The organism is Paraburkholderia sp. PGU19, assembly GCF_013426915.1.
Taxonomy (GTDB): domain Bacteria; phylum Pseudomonadota; class Gammaproteobacteria; order Burkholderiales; family Burkholderiaceae; genus Paraburkholderia.
The window spans coordinates 3,491,459-3,517,230 of sequence record NZ_AP023179.1 but is presented as its reverse complement, the minus strand read 5'-3'; the positions used below and the strand labels follow the sequence as shown (position 1 = coordinate 3,517,230).

Annotated in this window: 20 protein-coding genes and 1 pseudogene; 15 read left to right on the top strand and 6 right to left on the bottom strand. The window is 62.9% G+C overall.

The genetic code is table 11. The annotated features are described in order from the left end of the window. Positions 1-158 precede the first annotated feature (158 nt). Positions 159-1,151 (top strand): protein-methionine-sulfoxide reductase catalytic subunit MsrP, encoded by a 993-nt coding sequence (gene msrP / locus H1204_RS16020; protein ID WP_180729078.1) that lies wholly within the window; start codon positions 159-161, stop codon positions 1,149-1,151. Beyond that, entirely contained in the window at positions 1,151-1,861 is a 711-nt protein-coding gene (gene msrQ / locus H1204_RS16015; RefSeq protein ID WP_180729077.1) for a protein-methionine-sulfoxide reductase heme-binding subunit MsrQ, read from the top strand. Before msrP ends, msrQ begins: the two co-directional genes overlap by 1 nt. 85 nt (positions 1,862-1,946) lie before the next feature. Here the strand turns inward: msrQ and lysA are convergent, their stop codons facing one another. Together lysA and H1204_RS16005 are read right to left on the bottom strand one after the other, a co-directional pair. Continuing rightward, positions 1,947-3,209 (bottom strand): diaminopimelate decarboxylase, encoded by a 1,263-nt coding sequence (gene lysA, locus H1204_RS16010; RefSeq protein WP_180729076.1) that lies wholly within the window; start codon positions 3,207-3,209, stop codon positions 1,947-1,949. A gap of 9 nt (positions 3,210-3,218) precedes the next feature. Further along, entirely contained in the window at positions 3,219-3,536 is a 318-nt protein-coding gene (locus tag H1204_RS16005) for a lipoprotein (RefSeq protein WP_180729075.1), read from the bottom strand. 35 nt (positions 3,537-3,571) lie between these two features. Between H1204_RS16005 and cyaY the strand changes: the two genes are divergently transcribed. Beyond that, positions 3,572-3,889: an iron donor protein CyaY gene (gene cyaY, locus H1204_RS16000; RefSeq protein WP_180729074.1), complete on the top strand. Its 318-nt coding sequence runs from the start codon at positions 3,572-3,574 to the stop codon at positions 3,887-3,889. Between the two features lie 114 nt (positions 3,890-4,003). Here cyaY and H1204_RS15995 read toward each other — a convergent pair whose 3' ends face one another. Then, a complete protein-coding gene (locus H1204_RS15995) occupies positions 4,004-6,397 on the bottom strand; it encodes a penicillin-binding protein 1A (protein WP_180729073.1) in 2,394 nt (797 codons plus the stop codon). 254 nt (positions 6,398-6,651) lie between these two features. Here H1204_RS15995 and pilM point away from each other — a divergent pair, with 254 nt between their 5' ends. From pilM to H1204_RS15960, 7 genes are all read left to right on the top strand, one after another. Next, entirely contained in the window at positions 6,652-7,611 is a 960-nt protein-coding gene (gene pilM, locus H1204_RS15990) for a pilus assembly protein PilM (protein ID WP_180729072.1), read from the top strand. Next, positions 7,608-8,219, top strand: a complete 612-nt coding sequence (locus H1204_RS15985) for a fimbrial assembly protein (protein ID WP_180729071.1) — start codon at positions 7,608-7,610, stop codon at positions 8,217-8,219. The genes pilM and H1204_RS15985 overlap by 4 nt, the downstream gene beginning before the upstream one ends. Continuing rightward, complete coding sequence (locus tag H1204_RS15980; protein WP_180729070.1) at positions 8,216-9,130, top strand: hypothetical protein; 915 nt, start codon at positions 8,216-8,218, stop codon at positions 9,128-9,130. The genes H1204_RS15985 and H1204_RS15980 overlap by 4 nt, the downstream gene beginning before the upstream one ends. Beyond that, entirely contained in the window at positions 9,127-10,710 is a 1,584-nt protein-coding gene (gene pilQ / locus H1204_RS15975; protein ID WP_180729069.1) for a type IV pilus secretin PilQ, read from the top strand. The genes H1204_RS15980 and pilQ overlap by 4 nt, the downstream gene beginning before the upstream one ends. A gap of 137 nt (positions 10,711-10,847) precedes the next feature. After that, positions 10,848-11,399: a shikimate kinase AroK gene (aroK, locus tag H1204_RS15970; RefSeq protein ID WP_180729068.1), complete on the top strand. Its 552-nt coding sequence runs from the start codon at positions 10,848-10,850 to the stop codon at positions 11,397-11,399. Between the two features lie 7 nt (positions 11,400-11,406). Further along, positions 11,407-12,498 (top strand): 3-dehydroquinate synthase, encoded by a 1,092-nt coding sequence (gene aroB / locus H1204_RS15965; RefSeq protein ID WP_180729067.1) that lies wholly within the window; start codon positions 11,407-11,409, stop codon positions 12,496-12,498. A 112-nt stretch (positions 12,499-12,610) separates the two neighbouring features. Continuing rightward, the gene (locus tag H1204_RS15960) at positions 12,611-13,780 is read left to right on the top strand and encodes a deoxyguanosinetriphosphate triphosphohydrolase (RefSeq protein ID WP_243468638.1); all 1,170 of its coding nucleotides are present in this window, start codon (positions 12,611-12,613) and stop codon (positions 13,778-13,780) included. A gap of 215 nt (positions 13,781-13,995) precedes the next feature. Here H1204_RS15960 and H1204_RS15955 read toward each other — a convergent pair whose 3' ends face one another. Both H1204_RS15955 and H1204_RS15950 read right to left on the bottom strand, forming a co-directional pair. Next, positions 13,996-14,379, bottom strand: a complete 384-nt coding sequence (locus tag H1204_RS15955) for a DUF883 family protein (RefSeq protein WP_180729065.1) — start codon at positions 14,377-14,379, stop codon at positions 13,996-13,998. Positions 14,380-14,710: 331 nt separating this feature from the next. Continuing rightward, the gene (locus H1204_RS15950) at positions 14,711-15,433 is read right to left on the bottom strand and encodes an OmpW family outer membrane protein (protein ID WP_180729064.1); all 723 of its coding nucleotides are present in this window, start codon (positions 15,431-15,433) and stop codon (positions 14,711-14,713) included. Positions 15,434-15,620: 187 nt separating this feature from the next. Between H1204_RS15950 and H1204_RS15945 the strand changes: the two genes are divergently transcribed. The 5 genes and pseudogenes from H1204_RS15945 to thpR all read left to right on the top strand — a co-directional run bounded on the left by H1204_RS15945 (position 15,621) and on the right by thpR (position 24,461). Next, the gene (locus H1204_RS15945) at positions 15,621-16,328 is read left to right on the top strand and encodes a transposase (protein WP_035988887.1); all 708 of its coding nucleotides are present in this window, start codon (positions 15,621-15,623) and stop codon (positions 16,326-16,328) included. A 310-nt stretch (positions 16,329-16,638) separates the two neighbouring features. Beyond that, positions 16,639-21,342, top strand: coding sequence for a glutamate synthase-related protein (locus H1204_RS15940; protein ID WP_180729063.1), 4,704 nt, complete (start codon positions 16,639-16,641; stop codon positions 21,340-21,342). Positions 21,343-21,454: 112 nt separating this feature from the next. Continuing rightward, positions 21,455-22,920: pseudogene (locus H1204_RS15935) on the top strand (glutamate synthase subunit beta). Positions 22,921-23,645: 725 nt separating this feature from the next. Beyond that, on the top strand, positions 23,646-23,807 hold the full coding sequence (locus H1204_RS15930; RefSeq protein WP_180729062.1) for a hypothetical protein: 162 nt from the start codon (positions 23,646-23,648) through the stop codon (positions 23,805-23,807). 36 nt (positions 23,808-23,843) lie between these two features. Further along, positions 23,844-24,461, top strand: coding sequence for an RNA 2',3'-cyclic phosphodiesterase (gene thpR / locus H1204_RS15925; protein ID WP_180729061.1), 618 nt, complete (start codon positions 23,844-23,846; stop codon positions 24,459-24,461). Positions 24,462-24,499: 38 nt separating this feature from the next. On the opposite strand, the gene H1204_RS15920 is transcribed toward thpR, so the two are convergent. Further along, positions 24,500-25,768: a D-amino acid dehydrogenase gene (locus H1204_RS15920; protein ID WP_180729060.1), complete on the bottom strand. Its 1,269-nt coding sequence runs from the start codon at positions 25,766-25,768 to the stop codon at positions 24,500-24,502. Between the last annotated feature and the right edge of the window lie 4 nt (positions 25,769-25,772).

Sequence of the window (25,772 nt, the reverse complement as noted above, 5' to 3'; positions counted from 1 at the left end):
TGTGCGCTGCACCGGCGGTTTTTTTTTATGCCGGTATGGAAGAATCGCTCGCCGCGTGTGTTAACAGAACGAAGAACCGAGAACGAAGAACGGTGACTCCCTCGCGCGAGTCGAATGGATACCGATAGGGCCGATGCGCCCGGCAAGGAGTTTTCAGCATGTGGATCAAGCGAAGCGACCGAGGCCAGTTGTACGGCGACGACATCGCGCGCAGCGAAATCACGCCGCAGCGCGTGTTCGAGAATCGCCGGCGCATCCTGCAGGCGGCGGGCGCGGTGGCGCTCGGCAGCCTGATCGGCGTGCACGGTGAGGCGTACGCAGAGTATTCGTCGCCCGATCCGAAGGCGCTGAAGCTCGGCGCGAAGACCAATCCGAAATTCGTCGTCACCGACAAGGTCACGTCTTACAAGGACATCACCACGTACAACAACTTCTACGAGTTCGGCACCGACAAGAGCGACCCTGCGCACAACGCCGGGACGTTGCGGCCGCGTCCGTGGAAGGTGAGCGTCGAAGGTGAGGTGAAGAACGCGAAGGTCTATGACATCGACGAGTTACTAAAGCTCGCGCCGCTCGAGGAGCGCGTGTACCGGATGCGTTGCGTCGAAGGCTGGTCGATGGTGATTCCGTGGATCGGCATTCCGCTGTCGGAAGTCATCAAGCGCGCGCAACCGACGGCGAACGCGAAATACGTGCAGTTCATCACGCTTGCCGATCCGTCGCAGATGCTTGGATTGTCCGAGCCGATTCTCGAGTGGCCCTATTCGGAAGGTCTGCGGATGGACGAAGCGATGAATCCGTTGACGCTGCTGACGATGGGCGTCTACGGTCAGGTACTGCCGAATCAGAACGGTGCGCCCGTGCGCATCATCGTGCCGTGGAAGTATGGCTTCAAGAGCGCGAAGTCGCTGGTGAAAATCCGCTTCGTCGACAAGCAGCCGCCGACCAGCTGGAGCACTTACGCGCCGAGCGAGTACGGCTTTTATTCGAACGTGAACCCGAACGTCGACCATCCGCGCTGGAGCCAGGCGACTGAACGGCGCATCGGTGACGGCATCTTCACGCCCAAGCGGAACACTCTGATTTACAACGGCTATGGCGATCTGGTCGCGTCGATGTATCAGGGCATGGACCTGAAGAAGAACTTCTGATGGCGACGCGCATGGCAACCGACAGGACCCAAACCGCGACCGCCAGCAACGCCACGAACACCGTGCGTTCGACACGAAAAGCCAGCACCAATGCAGGCGTCAGCCGCTGGACTGTGCCCGCGAAGATCGCGGTCTTCGTCGCAGCGCTGTATCCGCTTGCGCGGCTCGTGCTGCTCGGCTTCACGGGCGGACTGGGCGCGAATCCCATCGAGTTCATCACGCGCTCGACGGGCTTGTGGACGCTGGTTTTCATCTGCATCACGCTGGCGGTGACGCCGCTGCGCAAGTTGACCGGCTGGAACGCATTGCTGCGCTTTCGCCGGATGATCGGCCTTTTCGCGTTCTTCTACGCCGCGCTGCATTTCACGACGTACTTCTGGTTCGACAAGTGGTTCGATATCGCCGCGATCGTGAAGGACATCGGCAAGCGGCCATTCATCACGGTCGGCTTCGCGGCGTTCGTGCTGCTGTTACCGCTTGCCATCACATCGCCGAAAGCGATGGTGCGCAAACTCGGCCGCCGCTGGCAGACGCTGCACCGCGCCATCTACCCGATCGCAGCGCTCGCGATCCTGCATTTCTGGTGGATGAAGGCGGGCAAGCACGATCTGATCTTGCCGAAGATTTACGGCGCGATCGTGATTGCGTTGCTGGGCTGGCGTGTGCTGGTTTGGGCGCGCGACAGAATCAGGCAGCGCGCAAAAGCCTGACGAGCGCGAATCGACAGGCGACAAAAAAGGCGATGCGCTGTGAGCGCATCGCCTTTTTGCTTTGAGCGTCCAAAACGCGCGGATGTTACTCCGGCAGAACCGTCTCGCCCGCGAACAGGTCTTTCACTTCTTCGCGCTTGCGTACGACGTACGCCATGTCGCCGTCGACCATCACTTCGGCTGCGCGCGCACGCGTGTTGTAGTTCGAGCTCATCGCGAAACCGTAGGCACCCGCGGAACGGATCGCGAGCAGATCGCCCGGCTCGACGGCGAGGTTGCGTTCGCGTCCAAGCCAGTCACCGCTTTCACAGACGGGACCGACGACGTCATAAACATGCTTGTCCCCGGCGCGCTGCACGACCGGTTCGATCGCGTGATAAGCCTCGTACATCGCGGGGCGCGCGAGGTCATTCATTGCTGCATCGACGATCGCAAAATTCTTCTCTGCACCCGGCTTCAGAAACTCGACGCGCGTGAGCAGCATGCCCGCATTGCCGACGAGCGAGCGGCCCGGCTCAAAATACACTTCGCGATGGCCATGCCCACGCGCTTCGATCCGGTCGAGCAACGTGCGCACGAAATCGCTGATATCCGGCGGCGTTTCGTCGTCGTAGGTGATACCGAGTCCGCCGCCCACGTCGATATGCTTGATCTTCACGCCGTCCGCTTCGATCTGCTCGACGAGTTCGAGCAGTTTGTCGACGGCGTCGAGATAGGGCGCGACTTCCGTGATCTGCGAACCGATATGGCAGTCGATGCCGACCACGTCGAGATTCTTCATCACAGCGGCGGCGCGATACGTGGCGCGCGCGTCGTCGAATGCAACGCCGAACTTGTTCGACTTGAGACCTGTCGAGATATACGGATGCGTCTTTGCATCGACGTCAGGATTCACGCGCAGCGATACAGGCGCCTTCTTGCCCATTTCACCCGCAACCGCGTTGAGGCGGTCGAGTTCGGGAATCGATTCGACGTTGAAGCATTTCACGCCCGCCGCGAGCCCTTCGCGCATTTCCGCGACACTCTTGCCGACGCCCGAGAACACGGTGTTTTCCGCTTTGCCGCCAGCCGCGAGCACGCGCGCCAGCTCGCCGCCCGACACGATGTCGAAGCCCGCGCCCATGCGCGCGAACAGGTTGAGCACGGCGAGATTGCTGTTCGCCTTGACGGCGACGTGCACGGTTGCGTGCCGGCCGGCGCATGCGTCGGCGTAGGCATGCCACGCCTCGCTTAGTGCGGCGCGCGAGTAGACATAGAGCGGCGTGCCGAACTGCTCGGCAAGCGACGCGGCGGACACGCCTTCGGCGTGCAGCACGCCGTCGACATAGGTAAAAGCGGATTGAGTCATACGGCAGTCTTATTGAGCTTCGGACGCGCCGGACGCCGGTTGGGCGGGCGCGTTCGACTTCGGCTCGGTGCGAAGTTCAGTGTCGGGCGACAGGGACAATGGCGTGCCCGACGTATCCGGAACGGAACCTTGAGCGGATTCGGCGCCGGGTTTCACTTCGTCGGGCGAGGGCGGCTGGGTCTGTTCGTTCGGTTTGGCCGGAAGAGGCGGAACGGTAGGCATATAAAGCGAACCGCGTTGTCCGCAACCGCTGAGCGCGACACCTGCGACAATAGCCAGAGTCGCTAGAATCGTGGCCGTGGAGCTCGTCCGGAAAACGACTCGCATGACTGTCCCTGAATAATTAATCGCTGGAGTTTAGCATGTCCGACAGTGAATACCTGACCCGCGCCGAGGCTGTGCTGGCAGCCATCGAACGCTCGCTCGACGATACGGATGCCGACGTCGAATTCGAGCGCAGCGGCAACGTGCTGACGCTCGAATTCGAGAACGGCACGAAGATCATCGTCAACCTGCAGCCGCCGATGCAGGAGATCTGGATCGCCGCCAAGTCGGGCGGATACCACTTCCGTTTTGTCGACGGCGCGTGGCGCGATACGCGCAATGGCACCGAGTTCTACGCGGCGCTGTCCGAATACGCGACGCAGCAGGCAGGCGAAGACGTCCATATCGCGCCGTGAGCGTTTCGTGCCGGCGCGTGTGAAGCCGATGCACGTTTGCCGAAAATGAAAAAGCCGCCGCGTTCGATACGCGGCGGCTTTGTTTCCAGCCCGGCAATCCTGACTCAGCCGGACTTAGTGACCTTTGAACAGGTTCATGATGTCCTCTTTCTCCTGCGCGCCGACCGCGGCTGGCGCACCGCTGGCGGCATCGCTTGCTCCCGGCGGCGGCAGCGTCACCCCGACCGTCGACACGAAGCCGTTGCCCGGCGTGAAGTCGTCGAAGTACAGCTCGTCGCTGATCGATACGACGTCTTCCGGCATCGGCATCTTGTACTCGGGCACGCCCTTGAGCGCGCGTCCCATGTAGTCGATCCACACGGGCAGCGCGAGCCCGCCGCCCGTTTCCTTGTCGCCGAGACTGCGCGGGTTGTCGTAGCCCATCCAGGCGATCGCGCAAAGCGTGTGCTGATAGCCGGCGAACCACGCGTCGCGCGAATCGTTGGTGGTGCCCGTCTTACCCGCGAGATCCGTGCGCTTCAGGACGTTCGACTTCGCGCCCGTGCCGCGCTGCGCGACGCTCATCAGCAGACTGTTCATCACATACGCGTTGCGTGGCTCGATCGCGTGCGGCGCGTTGCTCGCAGCGACGAGCGGGTCCGCATGCGCGACCACCATGCCGCGCTGATCGGTGACTTCGGCGATCAGATACGGATTCACGCGAAAGCCGCCATTGGCGAACACCGAGTAGCCGGCCGCCATCTGGAGCGGTGTGACGAGGCCAGCGCCGAGCGCCATCGGCAGATAGGCGGGGTGACGTTCCGCATCGAAACCGAAGCGCGTGATGTACTGCTGCGCGTACTTCGTGCCGATGTGGTTGAGGATGCGGATCGACACGAGGTTCTTCGACCTCTGCAGCGCGGTACGCATCGACATCGGGCCATCGAAGCCGCCGCCGTAGTTCTTCGGCTCCCACGCCTGGCCGCCTGTTTCAGCTGCGCTGAAGAACAGCGGCGCGTCGTTGATGACGGTTGCCGGTCCCAAACCCTTTTCTAGCGAAGCCGAATAGATGAACGGCTTGAAGCTCGAACCCGGCTGACGCCATGCCTGCGTCACGTGATTGAACTTGTTCTTGTTGAAGTCGAAGCCACCGACCAGCGCGCGGATTGCGCCATCCTGCGGCACGACGGATACGAACGCGCCTTCGATCTGCGGCAACTGCGTGATCGACCAGTTGCCGTCGTCGTTCTTCACGATACGGATGATCGCGCCAGGCCGCACGCGCTGGTTCGGCTGCGCGCGCGCGCTCAGCGCGAATGTCGCGTAGCGCAGCCCGTCGCCCTGGATCGTCACGGCATTGCCGTCGATCAGCGTGGCCTGCACCTGCTTCGGACTGGCCGACGTCACCACGGCCGCGATGATCTCGCCGTTGTCGGGATGCTCGAGCAGCGCGTCGTCGATGGCCTGCTCGCGTTCGTCCGCGTCGGTTGGCAGGTCGATGAACGCTTCAGGACCGCGATAGCCGTGACGCCGTTCGTAGTCCATCAAGCCTTTGCGCAACGCCCGGTATGCAACGTCCTGGTCGGCGGAATCGATGGTCGTCACGACGTTGAGGCCGCGTGTGTACGCCTCTTCGCGGTACTGCGCGTACATCATCTGCCGCACCATTTCCGCGACGTACTCCGCGTGCACGCTGAACTCCTTGCCCGCGCCCTTGACGATGAGCGGCTGGCGGCTCGCCGTGTCGTACTGGTCCTGCGTGATATAGCCCAACTCCAGCATGCGCTGAAGGATGTATTCCTGACGCACCTTCGCGCGCTTCGGATTCACTACCGGGTTATACGCGGACGGCGCTTTCGGCAGACCGGCGAGCATCGCGCATTCGGCCAGCGACAGGTCTTTCAGGTCCTTGCCGAAGTACACGCGCGCCGCGCTCGCGAAGCCGTACGCACGCTGGCCGAGATAGATCTGATTCATGTACACCTCGAGAATCTGATCTTTGCTCAGCTTCGATTCGATTTTGTACGCGAGCAGCATCTCATAGATCTTGCGCGTGTAGGTCTTCTCGCTGGACAGGAAGAAGTTGCGCGCCACCTGCATCGTGATCGTGCTAGCGCCTTGCGTTGCGTGGCCGTTCGTGAGCGCGACCATGCCGGCGCGCGCGATACCCATCAGATCGACGCCGCCGTGATCGTAAAAGCGCGCGTCTTCGATGGCGAGCACTGCCTTCTTGAGATTGTCCGGCACCTCGCGCATGTGCACGATGTCGCGCCGCTCTTCGCCGAATTCGCCGATCAGCACGTGGTCGGCCGTGTAGATGCGCAGCGGCACCTTCGGACGATAGTCGGTCAACGCGTCGAGCGAAGGCAGATTGGGCGTGGCGACGACCAGCGCGTAACCCAGCACGAGCAAGACGCAGAGGATCCCGGCGAAGATCAGCCCGACGAAGCCAAGGATGATCGTCAGCCAGAGTGGACGTTTGCGCTTCTGCGGTGCCGGGGGCGGAGACGTAGGAGTCGTGGATTGCATATGAACACCAGAAAACGGTCCCGCGATTATAGCCGCCCGACCCGGCAGCTTTCGGCGTGCTTACGGCCGACGCGGTCCGCACGGCTATGAGAACACTGTAGTGCCTTTGATTGTCGCCGGATATCCGTTACCCGACCATTAGCCATTCGGCTGAATTTCGCTTGTGTGTCGCGCTGCGCAGAATGCCTTCCGTTGCCCGCGTTCTCTGGATGCCGCGGGCCTTCAGTTTCCGTTGGTATCTGAGGGAGGAAGGAATGGCGTTGAAACACACGTTACGAATGGCGATGCGGCGTCAGGCAGTCGGCATCGATGTCGGCGCACAAGCAGTGAGGATCGTGGCGCTGAGCTGCAGTGCGCGAAAGACGGGAGCCGTGCGCATCGAATGCGTGGCTTTGGAGCCGCTCGCGCCGGGCGCGATGGCCGGCGCCGAGATCGTGGACCGGCAAGCGGTGGCGCGCGCGTTGTCCGAGGCATTCTGCCATGTGCCCCAGCAATGCATGTCGGCGGCACTGCGTTGCGCAATGGCGATTCCGGGTTCCGCGACCTTCACGGCGCATCTGCCCATCAATCACGCGAGCGGCCCGCATGGTTCCGCCGCGTCGATCGAGCCTACGGTGCTGATGGAAGCCGAGCGCGTCGCGGGCATCGAGCGTCATGCGCTCGCCGTCGACTGGTATGTCGACGAGTCGCCGCCGCATCTTCGCAAGGTGTCGATTGCCGCGACGGCGCGCGAGCATCTCGAAGCGCGCATCGAAAGCGCGGCGATGGCGGGCGTGACGCTGACAACGGTTGACGTCGAGCCACATGCGGCGTTGCGTGCGCTGCGCCACGCGGCGACCTTCGAACTCGAACTGCACGAACCGTATGCGGCGATCTGGATCGGCAGTGATGGCGTGTACGGCTGGCGCATCGAAGGGGAAACGATCGCGGAAGAAATCCGTTATCCATCGCCTGAATATTCGTGCGTCGCCGACGCGTTGCGCGATCTCGCGGAAAACAACCTGAACGTGTGCGCGCTGGTGGGTGGCGAAATTGAGTTGCTCGAAGGCGTGTGCTTTTCGCTCGCCGATATCGGCGATGTGCTGGGCTGTTCCGTCTTGCCGTTCGACTGTTCTTCGCTCAGCGACGGCAACGTGATACCCGACTCGGATCTGTTGCATGAGCCTTCGTTCGCGGTCGCATTCGGTCTTGCATTGCGGGGCATTACGCAATGACCTTCGCCCACGGTTTCAATCTGTTGCCGCACCGGCAGCGCGATGCGCGGCTCGCGCGCCGGCGCTGCTATGTCGAATGGACGAGTGCGACGCTGTGTGGTTGCGCCGCAGTGGCGTTGCTGATGACGTGGCAGACGTTCGAACGGGTGCGTATCGACCGGGAGCGCGCGGCGATCGGGCAACGCCTTGCTGTGCTCGCGCCGCCGCTTGCCGAGCACACTCGGCTTGTCGGTGAGGCACGCGACGAGCGCCTGAGGAGCGAGCGCGCCGCGACGCTTTCCGAACCGCTCATGTACTTGCTCGATCTGCTCGATGCGTTGAGCCGGGAGTCGTCCGAGGCTGTCGTCGTCAGCCAGTTACGGCAACGCGGGCGCGATACCGAACTGCTTGCCGCGTCTTCCGATCATGCCGCGTCGGCGGCGTGGCTGAACCGTCTCGCCGCGTTGAACGGCGTGAAGGATTCGGACTTGAGCGACGTGCATCGTGCGACGGGCGCGACGGAGGCATCGACGCCGTTCGAAATCAAAGCACATCTGAAATGGGACGGGCCACCTGAAAAAACCCGGGCGCCGGCAGCGCCTCATCAAAACACGAGAGGGAAGCAATGAACACGACTATTGCTGGGCGCATCGGCATGCCGGCGACGCGCGAGCGGTTCGGACACACGCTCGTTGAGCGTCTGCGTGTGCCACTCGAAGCATGGAGCGTACGGCGACGCTGGGCTGTCGCTTTGTGCATCGCCGTCGCTGCTTTCGTGCTCGGCGCGAATGCATGGCTCGCCACGGATATGAGCGGCGTGCAGGCGAGCCGCGAAATGTTATCTGCCGCGCAACGCAAACTGGGCGAAGCCGAAACGGCCGTTGCGCAGTTGCCTGCATTGCGTCAGGCGGCGAGCGTCGCGCCGATGCCTTCGAATTGGACCTCGGCCGACGACATACGCGTGATTTCGCAGCTCGCGGCACGCAACGAAGTATCGTTGCTCGTAATCGAGCCGGGTGTCGTCACGGGCAGCGGACTCGACACCATGCGTCCTCTGCATGTGACGGCTCAAGCCGACTTCGATCATGTCGTCGATTTTCTGGAAGGGCTCGCGAGTTTGCCGGTCCTCGTCGTGCCCGAAGGAGTGACGCTCAAGCGTCAGGGCGAGGCCCTGTCAATCAACGCGACGTTGCATTCGTTCAGCGCGGTTCATCCTGTGCGGAACGCTGCGCGTCGAACGCTGCGCGATGATCCTGACGCGTTCGATCCCGACGAAGAGATCGTGTTCTACGATCCGTTTCAACCTGCGGCGTTTGCGTCGGCCGTGGAGAACGCTTCGTCGTCGATGCGGCTGGTCGGGCTTCTGGCCGACCGCCTGCGCGGTCTTGCGCTGATCGAAGCAGGCGACAACGCAGAGACGCTCGAACCAGGGCAGCGGTGGGGCGACGAGCGGGTCGCGCATGTCGATGCACGCGCCCTCACGCTTGCAAAGCGCGATGGCAGCATGTATTCGCTGACGCTCGCGGAGGCTGTCGAATGAGGCGGCTCAACGTCATGCGTTCGATGCTCGTGTGTGCTGCTTTCGTCGCCATGGCGGCGCGCGCATCGCTGCCACCGCTTCCCGCCGACATGCCGTTCGACGACGCGCTTGCGCCCGCCGGTCTGCCGCCGTTGCCGCGCATGGTTACGACGGACGTCGCCAATCCGTTCACGCCGGATGCCACCGATGAAACCACCGCGCCGGGGCGCGAGGCGGATGCATCGCCGGATGCGGCGCAACCGTCTTCTGCCGCACGCGACGAAGCGGAACCGAAACGCCAGGGCGAAGCGCGCACGGAGCCGCTCGAAGGCCCGCCCGTCCCGCTTGCGCCCGCCGCGCGCCTAAGCACGAACGCCTCACCGTCGATTCCCGCCGACAGCCCGATCACGCTGCATTTCCAGCACGCCGAACTGGGGGCCGTGCTCGGCGCGTTCGCGAAGTTCACCGGCCTGAATATCGTCGCCAGCGACAAGGCGCGCGGCGCGGTCACGCTGCATCTGGACAACGTACCGTGGCGCGCCGCGTTCGATACGCTGCTCGACGTCAACGGTCTCGCGATGGAACAGCGCAGCAACGTGATCTGGGTGGCACCGCTGTCCGAACTGGCGACGCGCGAGCGTCAGCGCTTCGAAGCGCACGCGCGCGCCGCTGAGCTCGAGCCGCTCGCGAGCCGCACCTTCGAGCTGCACTACGCGCACGCCGAAGAGCTGCGCAAGCTGCTGACGGCATCGGGCAATCAGCGCGTGTTGTCGAAGCGCGGCGCGGCGATGGCCGACCCGCGCACCAATCTGCTGTTCGTGACCGATCTCGACGCGCGCCTCGCGCAGATCGCAGAACTGATCGCATCGCTCGACCGGCCGACGCGTCAGGTGCTGATCGAGGCGCGCATCGTCGAAGCGGAGAAGGGCTTTTCGCGCAATCTCGGCGTGAAGCTGTCGATGCTCGCCACGAACGAGGACGGCAAGGCGACGGGCGTCGTCGGCGGCAAGGACGGCGCGATCTACGATCTCTCCGCGCGTCCGATCTCCGGCTTCGACGCGGCCACGGCGGGCTTCACGCTGTTCGCCGCGCAGGCGACGCGGCTCGTGAACATCGAGCTGAGCGCGCTCGAAGCGGAAGGGCTCGGGAGGATCGTGTCCAGTCCGCGCGTCGTGACGGCGGACCGGATGAAGGCGATCGTCGAGCAAGGCACCGAGCTGCCGTATCAGGCGAAAGTCGGGCAGGGCGTGTCGGGCGTGCAGTTTCGCCGCGCCAGCCTCAAACTGGAGGTCGAGCCGCAAATCACGCCGGACGGCCGGGTCGTGCTGGATCTCGACGTCGCGAAGGACAGTGTCGGCGAGCAGACGGCGTCGGGGCCCGCCATCAACACCAAACATGTGCAGACGCGCGTCGAGGTGGAGGACGGCGGGACGGTGTCGATTGGCGGAATCTACGAGTCGGACGACCGCGATGATGTGACGCGCGTGCCGCTCCTGGGCAAAATACCGCTTTTGGGCGCGCTTTTTCGGCATCGCGCCCACCGCGATCTGACCAGCGAACTCGTCGTTTTCATCACGCCGTGGGTTGTGCAGACAAATTGACGGATCGTCGGGAAAGCGCCATGGACGCGGGCCGAAAGCATGATCGGCGGCAGCCGCGCGGGCCGTCAGGCTCGACAAGGCAGGCGCTTTGCCAGTAAGCTGCCGCACGAACTACACCGGATTAGCCAGAGGATAAGTTGCAACCGCGGGACGCACACGCCAACGTTTTTTTTGTAGGGCTCATGGGGGCAGGCAAGACCACCGTGGGCCGGGCCGTGGCGCGCCGGCTGGATCGCCCGTTCTTCGACTCCGATCATGAAATCGAGGCGCGCACGGGCGCGCGCATCCCGGTGATCTTCGAACTCGAAGGCGAAGCGGGCTTTCGCGACCGCGAGGCGCAAGTGATCGCCGAGCTCACCGGGCGCGAAAGCATCGTGCTCGCCACGGGCGGCGGCGCGGTCTTGCGCCCGGAAAACCGCGACGCGCTGCGCGCGCACGGCATCGTCGTTTATCTGCGCGCCAATCCGCATGATCTCTGGCTGCGCACGCGCCGCGACAAGAACCGCCCGCTTCTGCAGACCGAGGACCCGAAAGGGCGCCTCGAAGCGCTCTACGAAGTCCGCGATCCGCTCTACCGCGAATGCGCCGATTTCGTGATCGAAACGGGCCGTCCGTCCGTCAACGGGCTCGTCAACATGGTGCTGATGCAGCTCGAGATGGCGGGCGTCGCCAAACCTGCTGCGTCATAATGGCGAGATGAATTCCATGATCACCGTCAACGTCGAACTGGGCGAACGCGCCTATCCCATTCATATCGGCGCCGATCTGATCGGCAAAAGCGAGCTATTCGCGCCGCATATTCGCGGCGCGTCGGTGACGATCGTCACCAACTCGACGGTCGATCCTCTGTACGGCGACACCTTGCGCAAGGCGCTCGCGCCGCTCGGCAAGGACGTGACAACGGTCGTGCTGCCCGACGGCGAAGCGCACAAGAATTGGGAAACGCTGAATCTGATCTTCGACGCGCTGCTCGGCGCGCGGGCCGATCGCAAGACTACGTTGATCGCGCTCGGCGGCGGCGTGATCGGCGACATGACGGGTTTCGCAGCCGCCTGCTACATGCGCGGCGTGCCGTTCATCCAGGTGCCGACCACGCTGTTGTCGCAGGTCGATTCGTCGGTTGGCGGCAAGACGGGCATCAACCATCCGCTCGGCAAGAACATGATCGGCGCGTTCTACCAGCCGCAAGCCGTGATCGCCGATATCGGCGCGCTGCGCACGCTGCCGCCGCGCGAACTGGCGGCCGGGATCGCGGAAGTCATCAAGACGGGCGCGATTGCCGACGCAACGTTCTTCGAGTGGATCGAAGCGAACATGGAAGCGCTCAACCGCTGCGAACCGGAAGCGCTCGCCGAAGCGGTCAAACGTTCGTGCGAGATCAAGGCATCCGTGGTGGCCAAGGATGAGCGCGAAGGTGGTCTGCGCGCAATTCTCAATTTTGGTCATACGTTCGGTCACGCAATCGAAGCGGGTCTCGGCTATGGCGAGTGGCTGCACGGCGAAGCGGTGGGCTGCGGGATGGTGATGGCGGCGGACCTGTCCGTGCGGCTCGGCCATCTGGACGAGGCTGCGCGCAAGCGGCTCGTCGCCGTCATCGAGGCGGCGCATCTGCCTACTCAGGCGCCTACGCTCGGCGCGGAGCGTTACGTCGATCTGATGCGCGTTGACAAGAAGGCGGAAGCGGGCGAAATCAAGTTCATCCTGCTGAAGCGTTTCGGCGACACACTGATCACCCGCGCCCCCGACGAGGCGGTGCTCGAAACCCTCGGCGCCAGCGTCGGCACCTGACGCGAAGCGAAGCGGCCTGACACAGCACACAGCGGCAGTCGCATCTGATTCGGAGATATCGGTGAGTGAAATACGCAGCGACCATCTGAGCGAATCACTCGACGCCGCTTCCGTGCCGCCCGCTACCGGCGTCGTATCGCTGCCCACCATCGCCGCGCTCGAAGCGCATCTCGCGCCGTACGCCGCGCATTCTTCGCAATCGCGCGGCCGGCGCCATCACGAAGCGCCGCCAAGCGCGCGCACCGAGTTTCAGCGCGATCGCGATCGCATCGTCCATTCGACCGCTTTCCGAAGGCTCGAGTACAAGACGCAGGTCTTCGTGAATCACGAGGGCGATCTGTTCCGCACACGGCTCACCCACAGTCTCGAAGTCGCGCAGATCGCGCGTTCTGTCGCGCGCAATCTGCGCGTGAACGAAGATCTCGTCGAAGCGATTTCGCTGGCGCACGATCTCGGACACACGCCGTTCGGCCATGCCGGGCAAGATGCGCTCAATGAATGCATGCGCGACTACGGCGGCTTCGAGCACAACCTGCAAAGTCTCGCCGTCGTCGACGATCTCGAAGAGCATTACGGCGCATTCGATGGCCTGAATCTGTGCTTCGAAACGCGCGAAGGCATTCTCAAGCATTGCTCGCGCGAAAACGCGCGGCGTCTCGGCGAACTCGGCGAGCGCTTTTTGCAAGGGCGGCAACCGTCGATCGAAGCGCAGATCGCCAATCTCGCCGACGAAATCGCGTACAACAATCACGACGTTGACGACGGTCTGCGCTCGGGATTGCTCACGATCGATCAACTCGCCGAAGTCGAGCTATGGCACACGCATTACGACGCAGCGCGGCGCGATTATCCGCAGATCGAGGGACGCCGGCTGATTCATGAGACTGTGCGGCGAATCATCAACACGCTGATCGTCGACCTGATCGACGCGACCACGCACAATATCGCGCGGCATGCGCCCGCGTCGCTCGACGACGTGCGCCGCGCGCCGCCGCTTGTCGCACACAGCGACGCTGTCGCTGCGCAGGCGACGGAGCTCAAGCGGTTTCTCTTCCAGAACCTGTACCGCCACTATCGCGTGATGCGCATGGCGAACAAGGCCCAGCGTGTGATCGCTGGTTTGTTCGACGCGTTCATCAGCGATCCTCGTCTGCTGCCGCCCGCCTACCAGACGCCGGACGCAGCCAGGCAACCACGCCTAATCGCGCATTACATCGCGGGCATGACGGACCGGTATGCGTCGAAGGAATACCAGCGGCTGTTTATCGTCGATGGCGATTGATGCGGTGACGCGCGGTATGTCCCCGCGTCTAGGCACGCCGCGTAACCTGAACCGCGCGACGTCAACAGTCTGCGCAACGGCACAGCGCACGAACGTCCGACGCTCGGCTCGAGACAAAAAGGAAGCGGCGCGCTTACGCGCCGCGCCCGTTCTACGCGCTATCCGAGGTCCAGCCGTCGCTGGCTGGCCGGTCGCCCAGCCAGGCGTCGCGTGCGTCAGCGTGAACCGCCGCGCGCAATCAAGGCGCCTGCGATCAGTGCAACGCCACCCACAATGGCGATCGTCCGCCACGGATTTTCATGCACGTAGTCGTCGGCATCGTGCAATGCCGCTTCGGCGCGTTCGCGCATCGCATCGCGCGTGTCGTTCAGACGTGTGCGCGCTTCGTCGAGACGCTTGCGCATCTGCGTGCGCAGCACCGCGGCGTCGGCTTGCGTGCCGTCTCCGAGCGTATTCTCGAGTTCGGTCATCAGTGTGCGCAGTTCGCTTGCAATATCTTCAGCCGCGTGTCGACTGTGGCGCGCAATGCGCCGCGCACGACGGCCAGCCGTGGTCCAGGATTCGCCCAGGGCATCTCGCGTGTTAGGAAGTGCAGTCATGGTCGCTCCGTCGATGAGGGTAGTTGATTATCCCCGCAACACAGCGCGGGAAGTTTCCTCTGACGCAACTTCGATGCCCGCCCGGCGACATGATTCGCACAGACGTTCCCACAGGGCCGATGCATGCCGCATGCGGCAGAAATTGCACCGCTGGCGTGCACGTTTCAGTCAAATTTACAACGGCCGGGCGGCGTGTATGGCAGGAATGATGTCGCGATACGTCGGAGACGAAGGCGTGCAGATACAGGTATTGTGAACGCATGCAAAAACGCCGACGCGCTTTTGCACATCGGCGTTGTTCAAGCCCGAAAATCTCGTCTACCCTGTTGTGTTAGAACCGGTAACCGAGGTTCACGTACGTGACGATCGGGTTCAGACGAATCTTCGTCTCCGATTGCACGTTGACGGTACCGATCGGCGTCTGCGCCTGGGTGTTCAGCTTGGCGGTTGTCGAGAGCGGCAGGTACGAGATTGAGAAGCCTGCAAACCAGTGGTCCGTGAACGCGTACGTGAAGCCGGCATTAAACACGGGCTCCCACGAACTATCCGTAGTTACAGTGGTCGGACCATGAAGTACGTTGGCTTCGAAAGCGCCGTTCGTGATTTTCTCGTCGGTAAACGAAACACGGCTCACGCCGAGGCCGAGATACGGACGGAACTTGGCTTGCGGCTGGTTGAAGTAGTACTTGAACAGCAGCGTTGGGCTCCATTGCTTCGCCGAGCCGAGCTTGCCGTATTGCTGGAATGCGCCCGTGCCTTTCAGGTCGAATTGAGGCGGCACGCCGATCACGAACTCGGTGGCGATATGGTCGGTGACGAAGTAACCGCCGGTGAAACCGATGGTGTCGCCGCTGCCGAGTTCGGCGCCCGTGTTGGGCACAGTGATATTGACGGGCGTACCGTTGACGTTTGTCTCCTTCAACGGGTCACTACTGGACTGAGGCGCGAGATGCAACCACCCTGTTGTAACGAAGAAACTGCCGGCCGATTGCGCGTGCGCTGTGGTTGTTATGCAAGCGAGTGCCGCGACCCCCAAGGCCTGTTTTAATTTCATTTGTGCTCCTCCAAAAAAGGCCCGCCAATTATGACCACAACGTTTCAAACAAACCATACGCGCCGGCTAGAGCGTTCTGCCTAGGCTTTATGCCGTTTTCCGGCAGACCCGCTTGGCGCGTGAGGCCGCGCCGACGCAGTTTTTCGGACCTTCGGGTATGTACCAACGCGACTTTGGATAATCCAGCATGGCACGGCTTGCACGTCTTTATGTCCCCGACCAGCCGCAACACGTGATCCTGCGCGGACTCGACCAGCAGCCCGCATTCGTCGACGACCAGGATTACGAACTGTTCATCGATTGCCTGAAGGCGGCTTCGCGCGATCACCATCTTTCCGTTCACGCATACGCGCTGATGCCCGGCGCGGTGCAACTGCTTGTCACGCCCACCGACGAATCGAGCTTGCCCAAGGCGATGCAGGCCGTCGGCCGGCGTTACGTCGCGCACTTCAATCGCCGGTACTCGCGGCGCGGCACGTTGTGGGAAGGCCGCTATCGCGCGACGGTGATCGAAGGCGAGAAGTACTTCCTGCTTGCGAGCCGCGTGGTCGAAATGTCGCCGGTGCGCAACCAGCTGGTGAGCACGCCCGAAGACTACCGATGGTCCAGTTATCGGCATCACATCGGGCTGACCTTAGACAGTTTGATCACCGATCACCGTTTGTACTGGTCGCTCGGCAATACGCCGTTCGAACGGCAGCGCGCGTACCGCGAATTGTGCGAACAGCCGCTCGACGAGCGCGAAGCCAGCCAGCTTCAGCAGGCCACGTTGAAGGGCTGGGTGCTCGGTAGCGACTCGTATCGGGAGTGGGCGGCGCGCGCCGCGAACCGGCGCGTCTCGCCGTTGCCGCGCGGCCGGCCGCGCAAGGTCCGGGAAACGCCGCAAACCCAGTAAAGCCTTTGTGCTCAATGGCTTGCTGGCGAAAGCGGAAAGCGAACGGCATCTACGCATGCCGTTTTCTTTTGCCCTATTTTGATGTGGCACCAATTAATAGGGCGAAAAATGCACCACATTGATAATAGGGGTCCGACCATCACATTTTGTTTGCTATTCCTTTGATTCGTCGCGTATATTCCGATTTCCGGCGTCCCGATGTGCAACTGCAATATCGCGCGTCCGCGGCCGCCCGCGCGGTCGAAGTCCGCTCGGCGGGCAAAAACAAAATGGTTCAACGGCCCCACGGCCCCTGACAGACGGTGTCCCCATGAACGACCATCAGCAGCCGCTTTCCACGGTTCCCGCCGCGCAAGGTCTATACGACCCCGCAAACGAGCACGACGCATGCGGCGTCGGCTTCGTTGCGCATATCAAGGGCAAGAAAAGCCACGAAATCATCCAGCAGGGCCTGAAGATCCTCGAAAACCTCGATCACCGGGGCGCTGTCGGCGCCGATCCGCTGATGGGCGACGGCGCGGGCATCCTGATCCAGATTCCGGACTCGTTCTACCGCGAGGAAATGGCCAAGCAGGGCGTGACGCTGCCGCCCGAGGGCGAATACGGCGTCGGCATGATCTTCCTGCCGAAGGAACACGCGTCGCGTCTCGCCTGCGAGCAGGAACTGGAGCGCACGGTGAAGGCCGAAGGCCAGGTCGTGCTCGGCTGGCGCGACGTGCCCGCCGACCACAACATGCCGATCTCGCCGACCGTGAAGGCGAGCGAGCCGCTGATCCGCCAGATCTTCATCGGACGCGGCAAGGACATCATGGTGACGGACGCGCTGGAGCGGAAGCTGTACGTGATCCGCAAGACGGCGAGCCACCGCATCCAGGCGCTCAAGCTGAAGCACGGCAAGGAATACTTCGTGCCGTCGATGTCGGCGCGCACGGTCGTCTACAAGGGTCTGCTGCTGGCGGGCCAGGTCGGCGTGTACTACCGCGACCTGCAGGACGAGCGCGTCGTGTCGGCACTCGCGCTCGTGCACCAGCGCTTTTCGACCAACACGTTCCCGGCGTGGGAACTGGCTCACCCGTATCGCATGATCGCCCACAACGGCGAAATCAACACGGTGAAGGGCAACGTCAACTGGCTGAACGCGCGTACGGGCGCGATCGCCTCGCACGTGCTCGGCGACGACCTGCCGAAGCTGTGGCCGCTGATCTATCCGGGCCAATCGGACACGGCGTCGTTCGACAACTGTCTCGAACTGCTCGTGATGGCCGGCTACCCGCTCGTCCACGCGGTGATGATGATGATTCCCGAAGCATGGGAGCAGCACACGCTGATGGACGACAACCGCCGCGCGTTCTACGAATACCACGCCGCGATGATGGAACCGTGGGATGGCCCCGCTGCAATCGCGTTCACCGACGGCCGCCAGATCGGCGCGACGCTCGACCGTAACGGCCTGCGTCCGGCGCGCTACATCGTCACGGACGACGACCTCGTCATCATGGCGTCGGAAGCGGGCACGCTGCCCATTCCCGAATCGAAGATCGTCAAGAAGTGGCGTCTGCAGCCGGGCAAGATGTTCCTGATCGACATGGAGCACGGCCGCATCATCGACGACAAGGAACTGAAGGACAACCTCGCGAACGCCAAGCCGTACAAGAGCTGGATCGACGCAGTGCGCATTAAGCTCGACGAAATCGAGCCGAACGCGGAAGACGTCGTCGCGGAGCGCCGCGAAGCGGCTGCGCTGCTGGACCGCCAGCAGGCGTTCGGCTACACGCAGGAAGACCTCAAGTTCCTGATGGCGCCGATGGCGCAGGCAGGCGAAGAAGCCGTTGGCTCGATGGGCAACGACTCGCCGCTGGCCGTCATGTCCAACAAGAACAAGACGCTGTATCACTACTTCAAGCAGCTGTTCGCGCAGGTCACGAACCCGCCTATCGACCCGATCCGTGAAAACATGGTGATGTCGCTGGTGTCGTTCGTCGGTCCGAAGCCGAACCTGCTGGATACGAACAACATCAACCCGCCGATGCGTCTCGAAGTGTCGCAGCCTGTGCTCGACTTCAAGGACATCGCGAAGATTCGCGCGATCGATCAGTACACGGGCGGCAAGTTCAGCTCGTACGAACTGAACATCTGCTACCCGGTTGCATGGGGCAAGGAAGGCATCGAAGCGCGCCTCGCGTCGCTGTGCGCGGAAGCCGTGGATGCCGTGAAGTCCGGCTACAACATGCTGATCGTGTCGGACCGCAAGACCGACCGCGACAACGTCGCGATTCCGGCACTGCTCGCTACGTCGGCGATCCACTCGCACCTCGTGCAGCAAGGTCTGCGCACGAGCACGGGGCTCGTCGTCGAAACGGGCTCGGCGCGTGAGACGCACCACTTCGCGCTGCTCGCGGGCTTTGGCGCGGAAGCTGTCCACCCGTACCTCGCGATGGAAACGCTCGCGCAGATGGCAGTTGGCATGAAGGGCGACCTGTCGGCGGAAAAGGCGGTCTACAACTTCACGAAGGCAGTCGGCAAGGGCCTGTACAAAGTCATGTCGAAGATGGGTATTTCGACGTACATGTCGTACACGGGCGCGCAGATTTTCGAGGCAGTCGGTCTCGCTGAAGATCTCGTGAGCAAGTACTTCAAGGGCACGGCGTCGAAGGTCGGCGGCATTGGCCTGTTCGAAGTGGCGGAAGAAGCGATCCGTCTGCATCGCGACGCGTTCGGCGACAACCCGGTTCTCGCGACCATGCTCGACGCGGGCGGCGAGTACGCCTACCGCGTGCGCGGCGAAGACCACATGTGGACGCCGGATGCGATCGCCAAGCTGCAACACTCGGCGCGCAGCAACTCGTATCAGACGTACAAGGAATACGCGCATCTGATCAACGATCAGACCAAGCGTCACATGACGTTCCGTGGCCTGTTCGAATTCAAGGTCGATCCGTCGAAGGCGATTCCGCTCGACGAAGTCGAATCGGCGAAGGAAATCGTCAAGCGCTTTGCCACGGGCGCGATGTCGCTCGGCTCGATTTCGACGGAAGCGCACGCCACGCTGGCTGTGGCGATGAACCGTATCGGCGGCAAGTCGAACACGGGCGAAGGCGGCGAGGACGAGAACCGCTATCGCAACGAACTGCGCGGCATCCCCATCAAGAATGGCGACACGATGAAGACCATCCTCGGCGATGAAGTCGTGACCGACATCCCGCTGAAGGAAGGCGATTCGCTGCGCTCGAAGATCAAGCAGGTCGCGTCGGGCCGGTTCGGCGTGACGGCGGAGTATCTGTCGTCGGCCGACCAGATCCAGATCAAGATGGCGCAGGGCGCGAAGCCGGGCGAAGGCGGACAGTTGCCGGGTCACAAGGTGTCCGAGTACATCGGCAAGCTGCGTTACTCGGTGCCGGGCGTCGGTCTGATTTCGCCGCCGCCGCACCATGACATCTATTCGATCGAAGATCTGGCGCAGCTGATCCACGATCTGAAGAACGCGAATTCGGCAGCGAGCATCTCGGTGAAGCTGGTGTCGGAAGTGGGTGTCGGCACGGTCGCTGCGGGTGTCGCGAAGGCAAAGGCGGATCACGTCGTGATCGCCGGCCACGATGGCGGCACGGGCGCATCGCCGCTGTCGTCGGTGAAGCACGCCGGCACGCCGTGGGAACTGGGCCTTGCCGAAACGCAGCAGACGCTGGTGCTGAACCAGTTGCGCGGCCGTATCCGCGTGCAGGCCGACGGCCAGATGAAGACGGGCCGCGACGTCGTGATCGGCGCGCTGCTCGGCGCGGACGAATTCGGTTTCGCGACGGCGCCGCTCGTCGTCGAAGGCTGCATCATGATGCGCAAGTGCCACTTGAACACGTGCCCGGTCGGCGTCGCGACGCAAGACCCCGTGCTGCGCGCGAAATTCCAGGGCCAGCCGGAACACGTCGTGAACTTCTTCTTCTTCATCGCTGAAGAAGTGCGCGAAATCATGGCGCAACTGGGCGTGCGCAAGTTCGACGACCTGATCGGCCGCAGCGAATTCCTCGATATGAAGAAGGGCATCGAGCACTGGAAGGCGAAGGGTCTGGACTTCTCGCGCGTGTTCTATCAGCCGAGCGTCCCCGCGAGCGTCGCGCGCATGCACGTCGATTCGCAGGACCACGGCCTCGACCGCGCGCTCGATCACGTGCTGATCGAGAAGGCGAAGGCGGCGATCGAGAAGGGCGAGCACGTGTCGTTCATCCAGCCGGTGCGCAACGTGAACCGTACGGTCGGCGCGATGCTGTCCGGCACGATCGCGAAGAAGTACGGCCACGACGGTTTGCCCGACGACGCGATCCACATCCAGTTGAAGGGCACGGCGGGCCAGAGCTTCGGCGCGTTTCTCGCGAAGGGCATCACGCTGGATCTGGTCGGCGACGGCAACGACTACGTCGGCAAGGGTCTGTCGGGCGGCCGCATCATCATCCGTCCGACGAACGATTTCCGCGGCAAGTCCGAAGAGAACATCATCTGCGGCAACACGGTGATGTACGGCGCGATCGAAGGCGAATCGTTCTTCCGCGGCGTTGCGGGCGAGCGTTTCTGCGTGCGTAACTCGGGCGCGACGGCGGTTGTCGAAGGCACGGGCGACCACGGCTGCGAATACATGACGGGCGGCACGGTCGTCGTGCTCGGCGAAACGGGCCGCAACTTCGCGGCGGGCATGTCGGGTGGCATCGCTTACGTGTACGACGTGGACGGATCGTTCGCGGCGAAGTGCAACAAGTCGATGGTCGCGCTCGAGCCGGTGCTGCAACAGGCCGAACAGGAACGCACGGTCGACAAGGCGCTGTGGCACATGGGCCAGACCGACGAAGCGATGCTCAAGGGGCTCATCGAACGTCACTTCCAGTTCACGGGCTCGCCGCGTGCGAAGGCGCTGCTCGAAAACTGGGATGCGTCGCGCCGTCAGTTCGTGAAGGTGTTCCCGACCGAATACAAGCGCGCGCTGGGCGAAATGGGCGCGAAGAAGGCTGCCAAGGAAGTGCTCGCGGCCTGATCGTTTCCCGACCCAACCACTGACGACATAACGAAGCGCACCTGCCGCTTGCGAAAGCGCAAAGCGGCGGGCGCCGATCCCCTCACCGATTTAGATAGACATAGAGAACCATATGGGCAAGGCAACCGGTTTTCTCGAGTTCGAGCGCCGCCACGAGGCGTACGAAGCACCCTCACGCGTGTGAAGCACTACAAGGAATTCGTCGCGGCATTGACCGACGACGAAGCCAAGATTCAGGGCGCGCGTTGCATGGACTGCGGCATCCCGTTCTGCAACAACGGCTGCCCGGTGAACAACATCATCCCGGACTTCAACGATCTGGTATTCCGTCAGGACTGGAAGAACGCGATCGAAGTCCTGCATTCGACGAACAACTTCCCCGAGTTCACGGGCCGCATTTGTCCGGCACCGTGCGAAGCGGCGTGCACGCTGGGCATCAACGACGACCCGGTCGGCATCAAGTCGATCGAGCACGCGATCATCGACAAGGCATGGACGGAAGGCTGGGTCGCACCGCAACCGCCGAAGCACAAGACGGGCAAGAAGGTTGCCGTCGTCGGGTCGGGCCCGGCGGGCATGGCGGCTGCGCAGCAACTCGCGCGCGTCGGTCATGACGTGACGGTGTTCGAGAAGAACGACCGCGTTGGCGGCCTGCTGCGTTACGGCATTCCCGACTTCAAGCTGGAGAAGTGGCTGATCGACCGCCGCATGCGCCAGATGGAAGCGGAAGGCGTGACGTTCCGCGCGAACGTGTTCGTGGGCAAGGACCCGCTTCCGGCGCACATCGGCAACACGGCGAAGGAAACCATCACGCCTGAAGAACTGAAGGATCAGTTCGATGCCGTGATTCTGACGGGCGGCTCCGAGACGCCGCGTGATTTGCCTGTGCCGGGACGCGAGCTTTCGGGCATTCATTACGCGATGGAATTTTTGCCCCAGCAGAACAAGGTCAACGCGGGCGACAAGGTTGCGGATCAGCTGCTCGCGAAGGGCAAGCATGTTGTCGTGATTGGCGGTGGCGATACGGGTTCGGATTGCGTGGGCACGTCGAACCGTCATGGTGCGAAGGGTGTCACGCAGTTTGAATTGCTGCCGCAACCGCCGGAAGAGGAAAACAAGCCGCTCGTGTGGCCGTACTGGCCGGTGAAGCTGCGCACGTCGTCGTCGCATGAGGAAGGTTGCGAGCGCGATTGGGCGGTTGCTACGAAGCGCTTTGAAGGCAAGAACGGCAAGGTCGAGAAGCTGATCGCGGCGCGTGTCGAATGGAAGGACGGCAAGATGGTTGAAGTGCCCGATTCCGAATTCGAAATGAAGGCCGATCTCGTGTTGCTGGCGATGGGCTTTACGCAGCCTGTTTCGCCTGTGCTTGAGGCCTTCGGCGTCGATAAGGATGCGCGTGGCAACGTCCGTGCTTCCACCGAAGGCGATAAGGCTTATTTCACGTCGGTCGACAAGGTGTTCACTGCGGGTGATATGCGGCGTGGACAGTCGCTCGTGGTGTGGGCGATTCGCGAAGGGCGGCAGTGTGCGCGGTCAGTTGATGCGTATCTGATGGGGCATTCTGAATTGCCGAGGTAGTTGGTTTTGTTTGTCTGCGACGCTAGGATGTTTCGGCGTTTTCGCTGGCATCCGCGTTGCGGGGTTTGCTGCGCAGGCAGTTCGGTTTATTAGCCGTTGCGCTGGCATCCGCGTTATGGTGTTTGCGGTTCACGCGTCGCCCCTGTGCGGGGCGGCACCTACTTTTCTTTGCCGCCGCAAAGAAAAGCAGGCAAAAGAAAGCGGCTCACACCGCCAATTCTTCTTCCTGCCTGAGGGCCCCAACCGGTCCCTCACTTCACACGGCAACTTTCCTGTTCGCGTTCGTTGCCAACGCTCCAATCCAGCGCATCACCCACTTCACACACCCGCGTCGCAGCACGCCGCGCCAGCTATTCCACCGCCGCCTAGGTGGCAAACTGTGTGTAGGCCCCAGGTGCTCCGCACGCCTCACTTCGGACCGATAGGGCACGCGTCCCACCGTAAGAGCGCTACCGTGTACGACGCGACAACCTACACACAGTTTGCCACCTGGGCGGCACATACCATTCGCTGCCGCTTGCCTGTGCAAGTGCATTCGAAGCGGGTGAGGCGCCCATTCAGCGTGTTGGCAACGCACGCAAACAAAGGCGCCGTCGTGTGAAGCGTAAGACCCTTTGGAGGCCCTCAGGCAAGGAGAAATGTTGGCGGTGTTAGCCGCTTTCTTTTGCCTACTTTTCTTTGCGGCGGCAAAGAAAAGTAGGTGCCGTCCCGCACAGGGGCGACGCATGAAGCACGAAGGCAAAACGCGGATGCCAGCGCAAAGTCAAAAAAAACGAAACCGCATGCGCAGCAAACACCGCAACGCGGATGCCAGCGCAAACCAAATCGCGGATGCCAGCGCAACCCAAACCGAACCACCCATCGCAGACACGATCGAACAGGCATAAAGTGTCGATGAGCGGGAACGCGCCAGGAGAGCCACAATGCAACGCACCGATCCGCAGCCAGACCAAAAAGAAAGCGCCGGGTCCGCCTCAGACCCGAACATCGAAGCGACGACCGATCAGCATGACTACCAGCGGTGCTTCATAGCACTAGTCCCCGACACGGCGACCCGCGACGCGCTATCGTCCATCGACATCCCCACAACCGCGCGCCGCGTCCCCTACGAACAATTGCACCTGACGGTAACGTTCATCGGCGTACTGCCCCAAGAAAAAGCCGCACCGCTGATCGAATCACTAACGCACGAGACAGTGCCGCTCAAGCTCACGCCAATAACAAAAATCGAACATTGGCCACGCGCCTCACACCCGCGCCTGACGGTGGCCACGCTCGCCATGTCCGATGAATTCGTCGCTCTGGACTGGCGCGTGCGCTCGTCGATGATCGCGCTCGGCCTGCCCGTCGATGCCCGCTCATTCAGACCGCATGTAACGCTCGCGCGCTACCGCCAGGACGCGGCGGCAGTCGGCCCGGCAACGGACTTGCGACACGAGCTGAACGCGCGCTTCGACTCGTTGACGCTCTATTCGAGCACGCTGGCTCGCACCGGCGCGCGATATCGATCACTGGCAAGCGTGCCCGTCGTCTACGCATGACGCGCAATGCAGACCAACCGCAGCAGACCAAATCAAAATCAAGAACCGCGATACCGCTCCAACGTCAACCCATCCAGATCGATCTCCGGCTCGCGCTGCGTAATCAGATCCGCGACCACCCGCCCCGACCCCAGCGACATCGCCCAACCGGTCGAGCCATGTCCAAGATTGATCCACAACCCGTCAATGCCGGACGGCCCGAGCAACGGCGCGCCATCGGGCGTCATCGGACGGCGTCCAACCCAGAACTGAGCAGAAGAGGGCGCCGTCGCATGCGGGAACCAGTCGTCGAGCACTTTCATCAGCGTCTGCAGCGCCTGCTCGCGCAATGTGGTCTGCCGGTTGCCAAGCTCGGCCGTACCCGCGACGCGCAGATTCGGCCCGAACCGCGTGATCGCCGTCTTCAACGATTCGTCCATCAACGCGGCGCGCGGCGACTTTTCATCGTCGACGATCTGCAGCGTCGCCGAATAACCCTTCACGGGATACAGCGGTACTTTCACGCCAAGCGGCGCAAGCAGATCCGCGCTATCGACGCCCGCCGCCACGACGACGGCATTCGCCACCAGCGTCTCGCTGCCCGCCGCGCTCTCGACATGCACGCCATGCACCGCGCGGCCACGCACGTCGAGCGCCGTCACGCGTGTATCGAAGCGAAAGCGCACGCCGTTCGCCTCGCAGATCGCGCGCAATTCCCGCGTAAAGCGCGCGCAGTCGCCCGCTTCGTCGTCGGGTAGATAGAGGCCGCTCAACGGTGCCTGACGCGCCCAGCGCAGTCCCGGCTCGATCTCGGCGCATTCGGCCGCGCTCACTTCGCGATGCCTGATGCCCGCGTCGCGTAGCACGGCAAGCGCGGGCTGCGCGAGTTCGACGTCGAACGCCGTGCGAAAGAGTTGCAGATAGCCCTGGCTGCGTCCGTATTCGAACGGATGATGCCCGCGAAACTCGCGCAGGCATTCGCGGCTGTAGTACGCGATGCGCTGCATCCGCTGCTTGTTGACGCGAAAGCGCGCGAGATCGCATTCGCGCAGCCAGCGCGCGATCCAGCGCCATTGCGCGAGATCGAACGTTGGCCGGAAGATCAGCGGCGACGCGGGCTTGAACAGATACTTCAGGATCTTGAACGGCATGCCGGGCGCGGCCCACGGCGTCACGTAGCCGGGCGCGATCACGCCCGCGTTGCCGAAACTCGTCGCTAGCGCGACGTCGGATTCGCGCTCGATCACGGTGACGTCGCAGCCGCGCTCGCGCAGGTAGAAAGCGGTGGCGACACCGATGATGCCGCCGCCGAGAACGATCGTTTGCATGGGT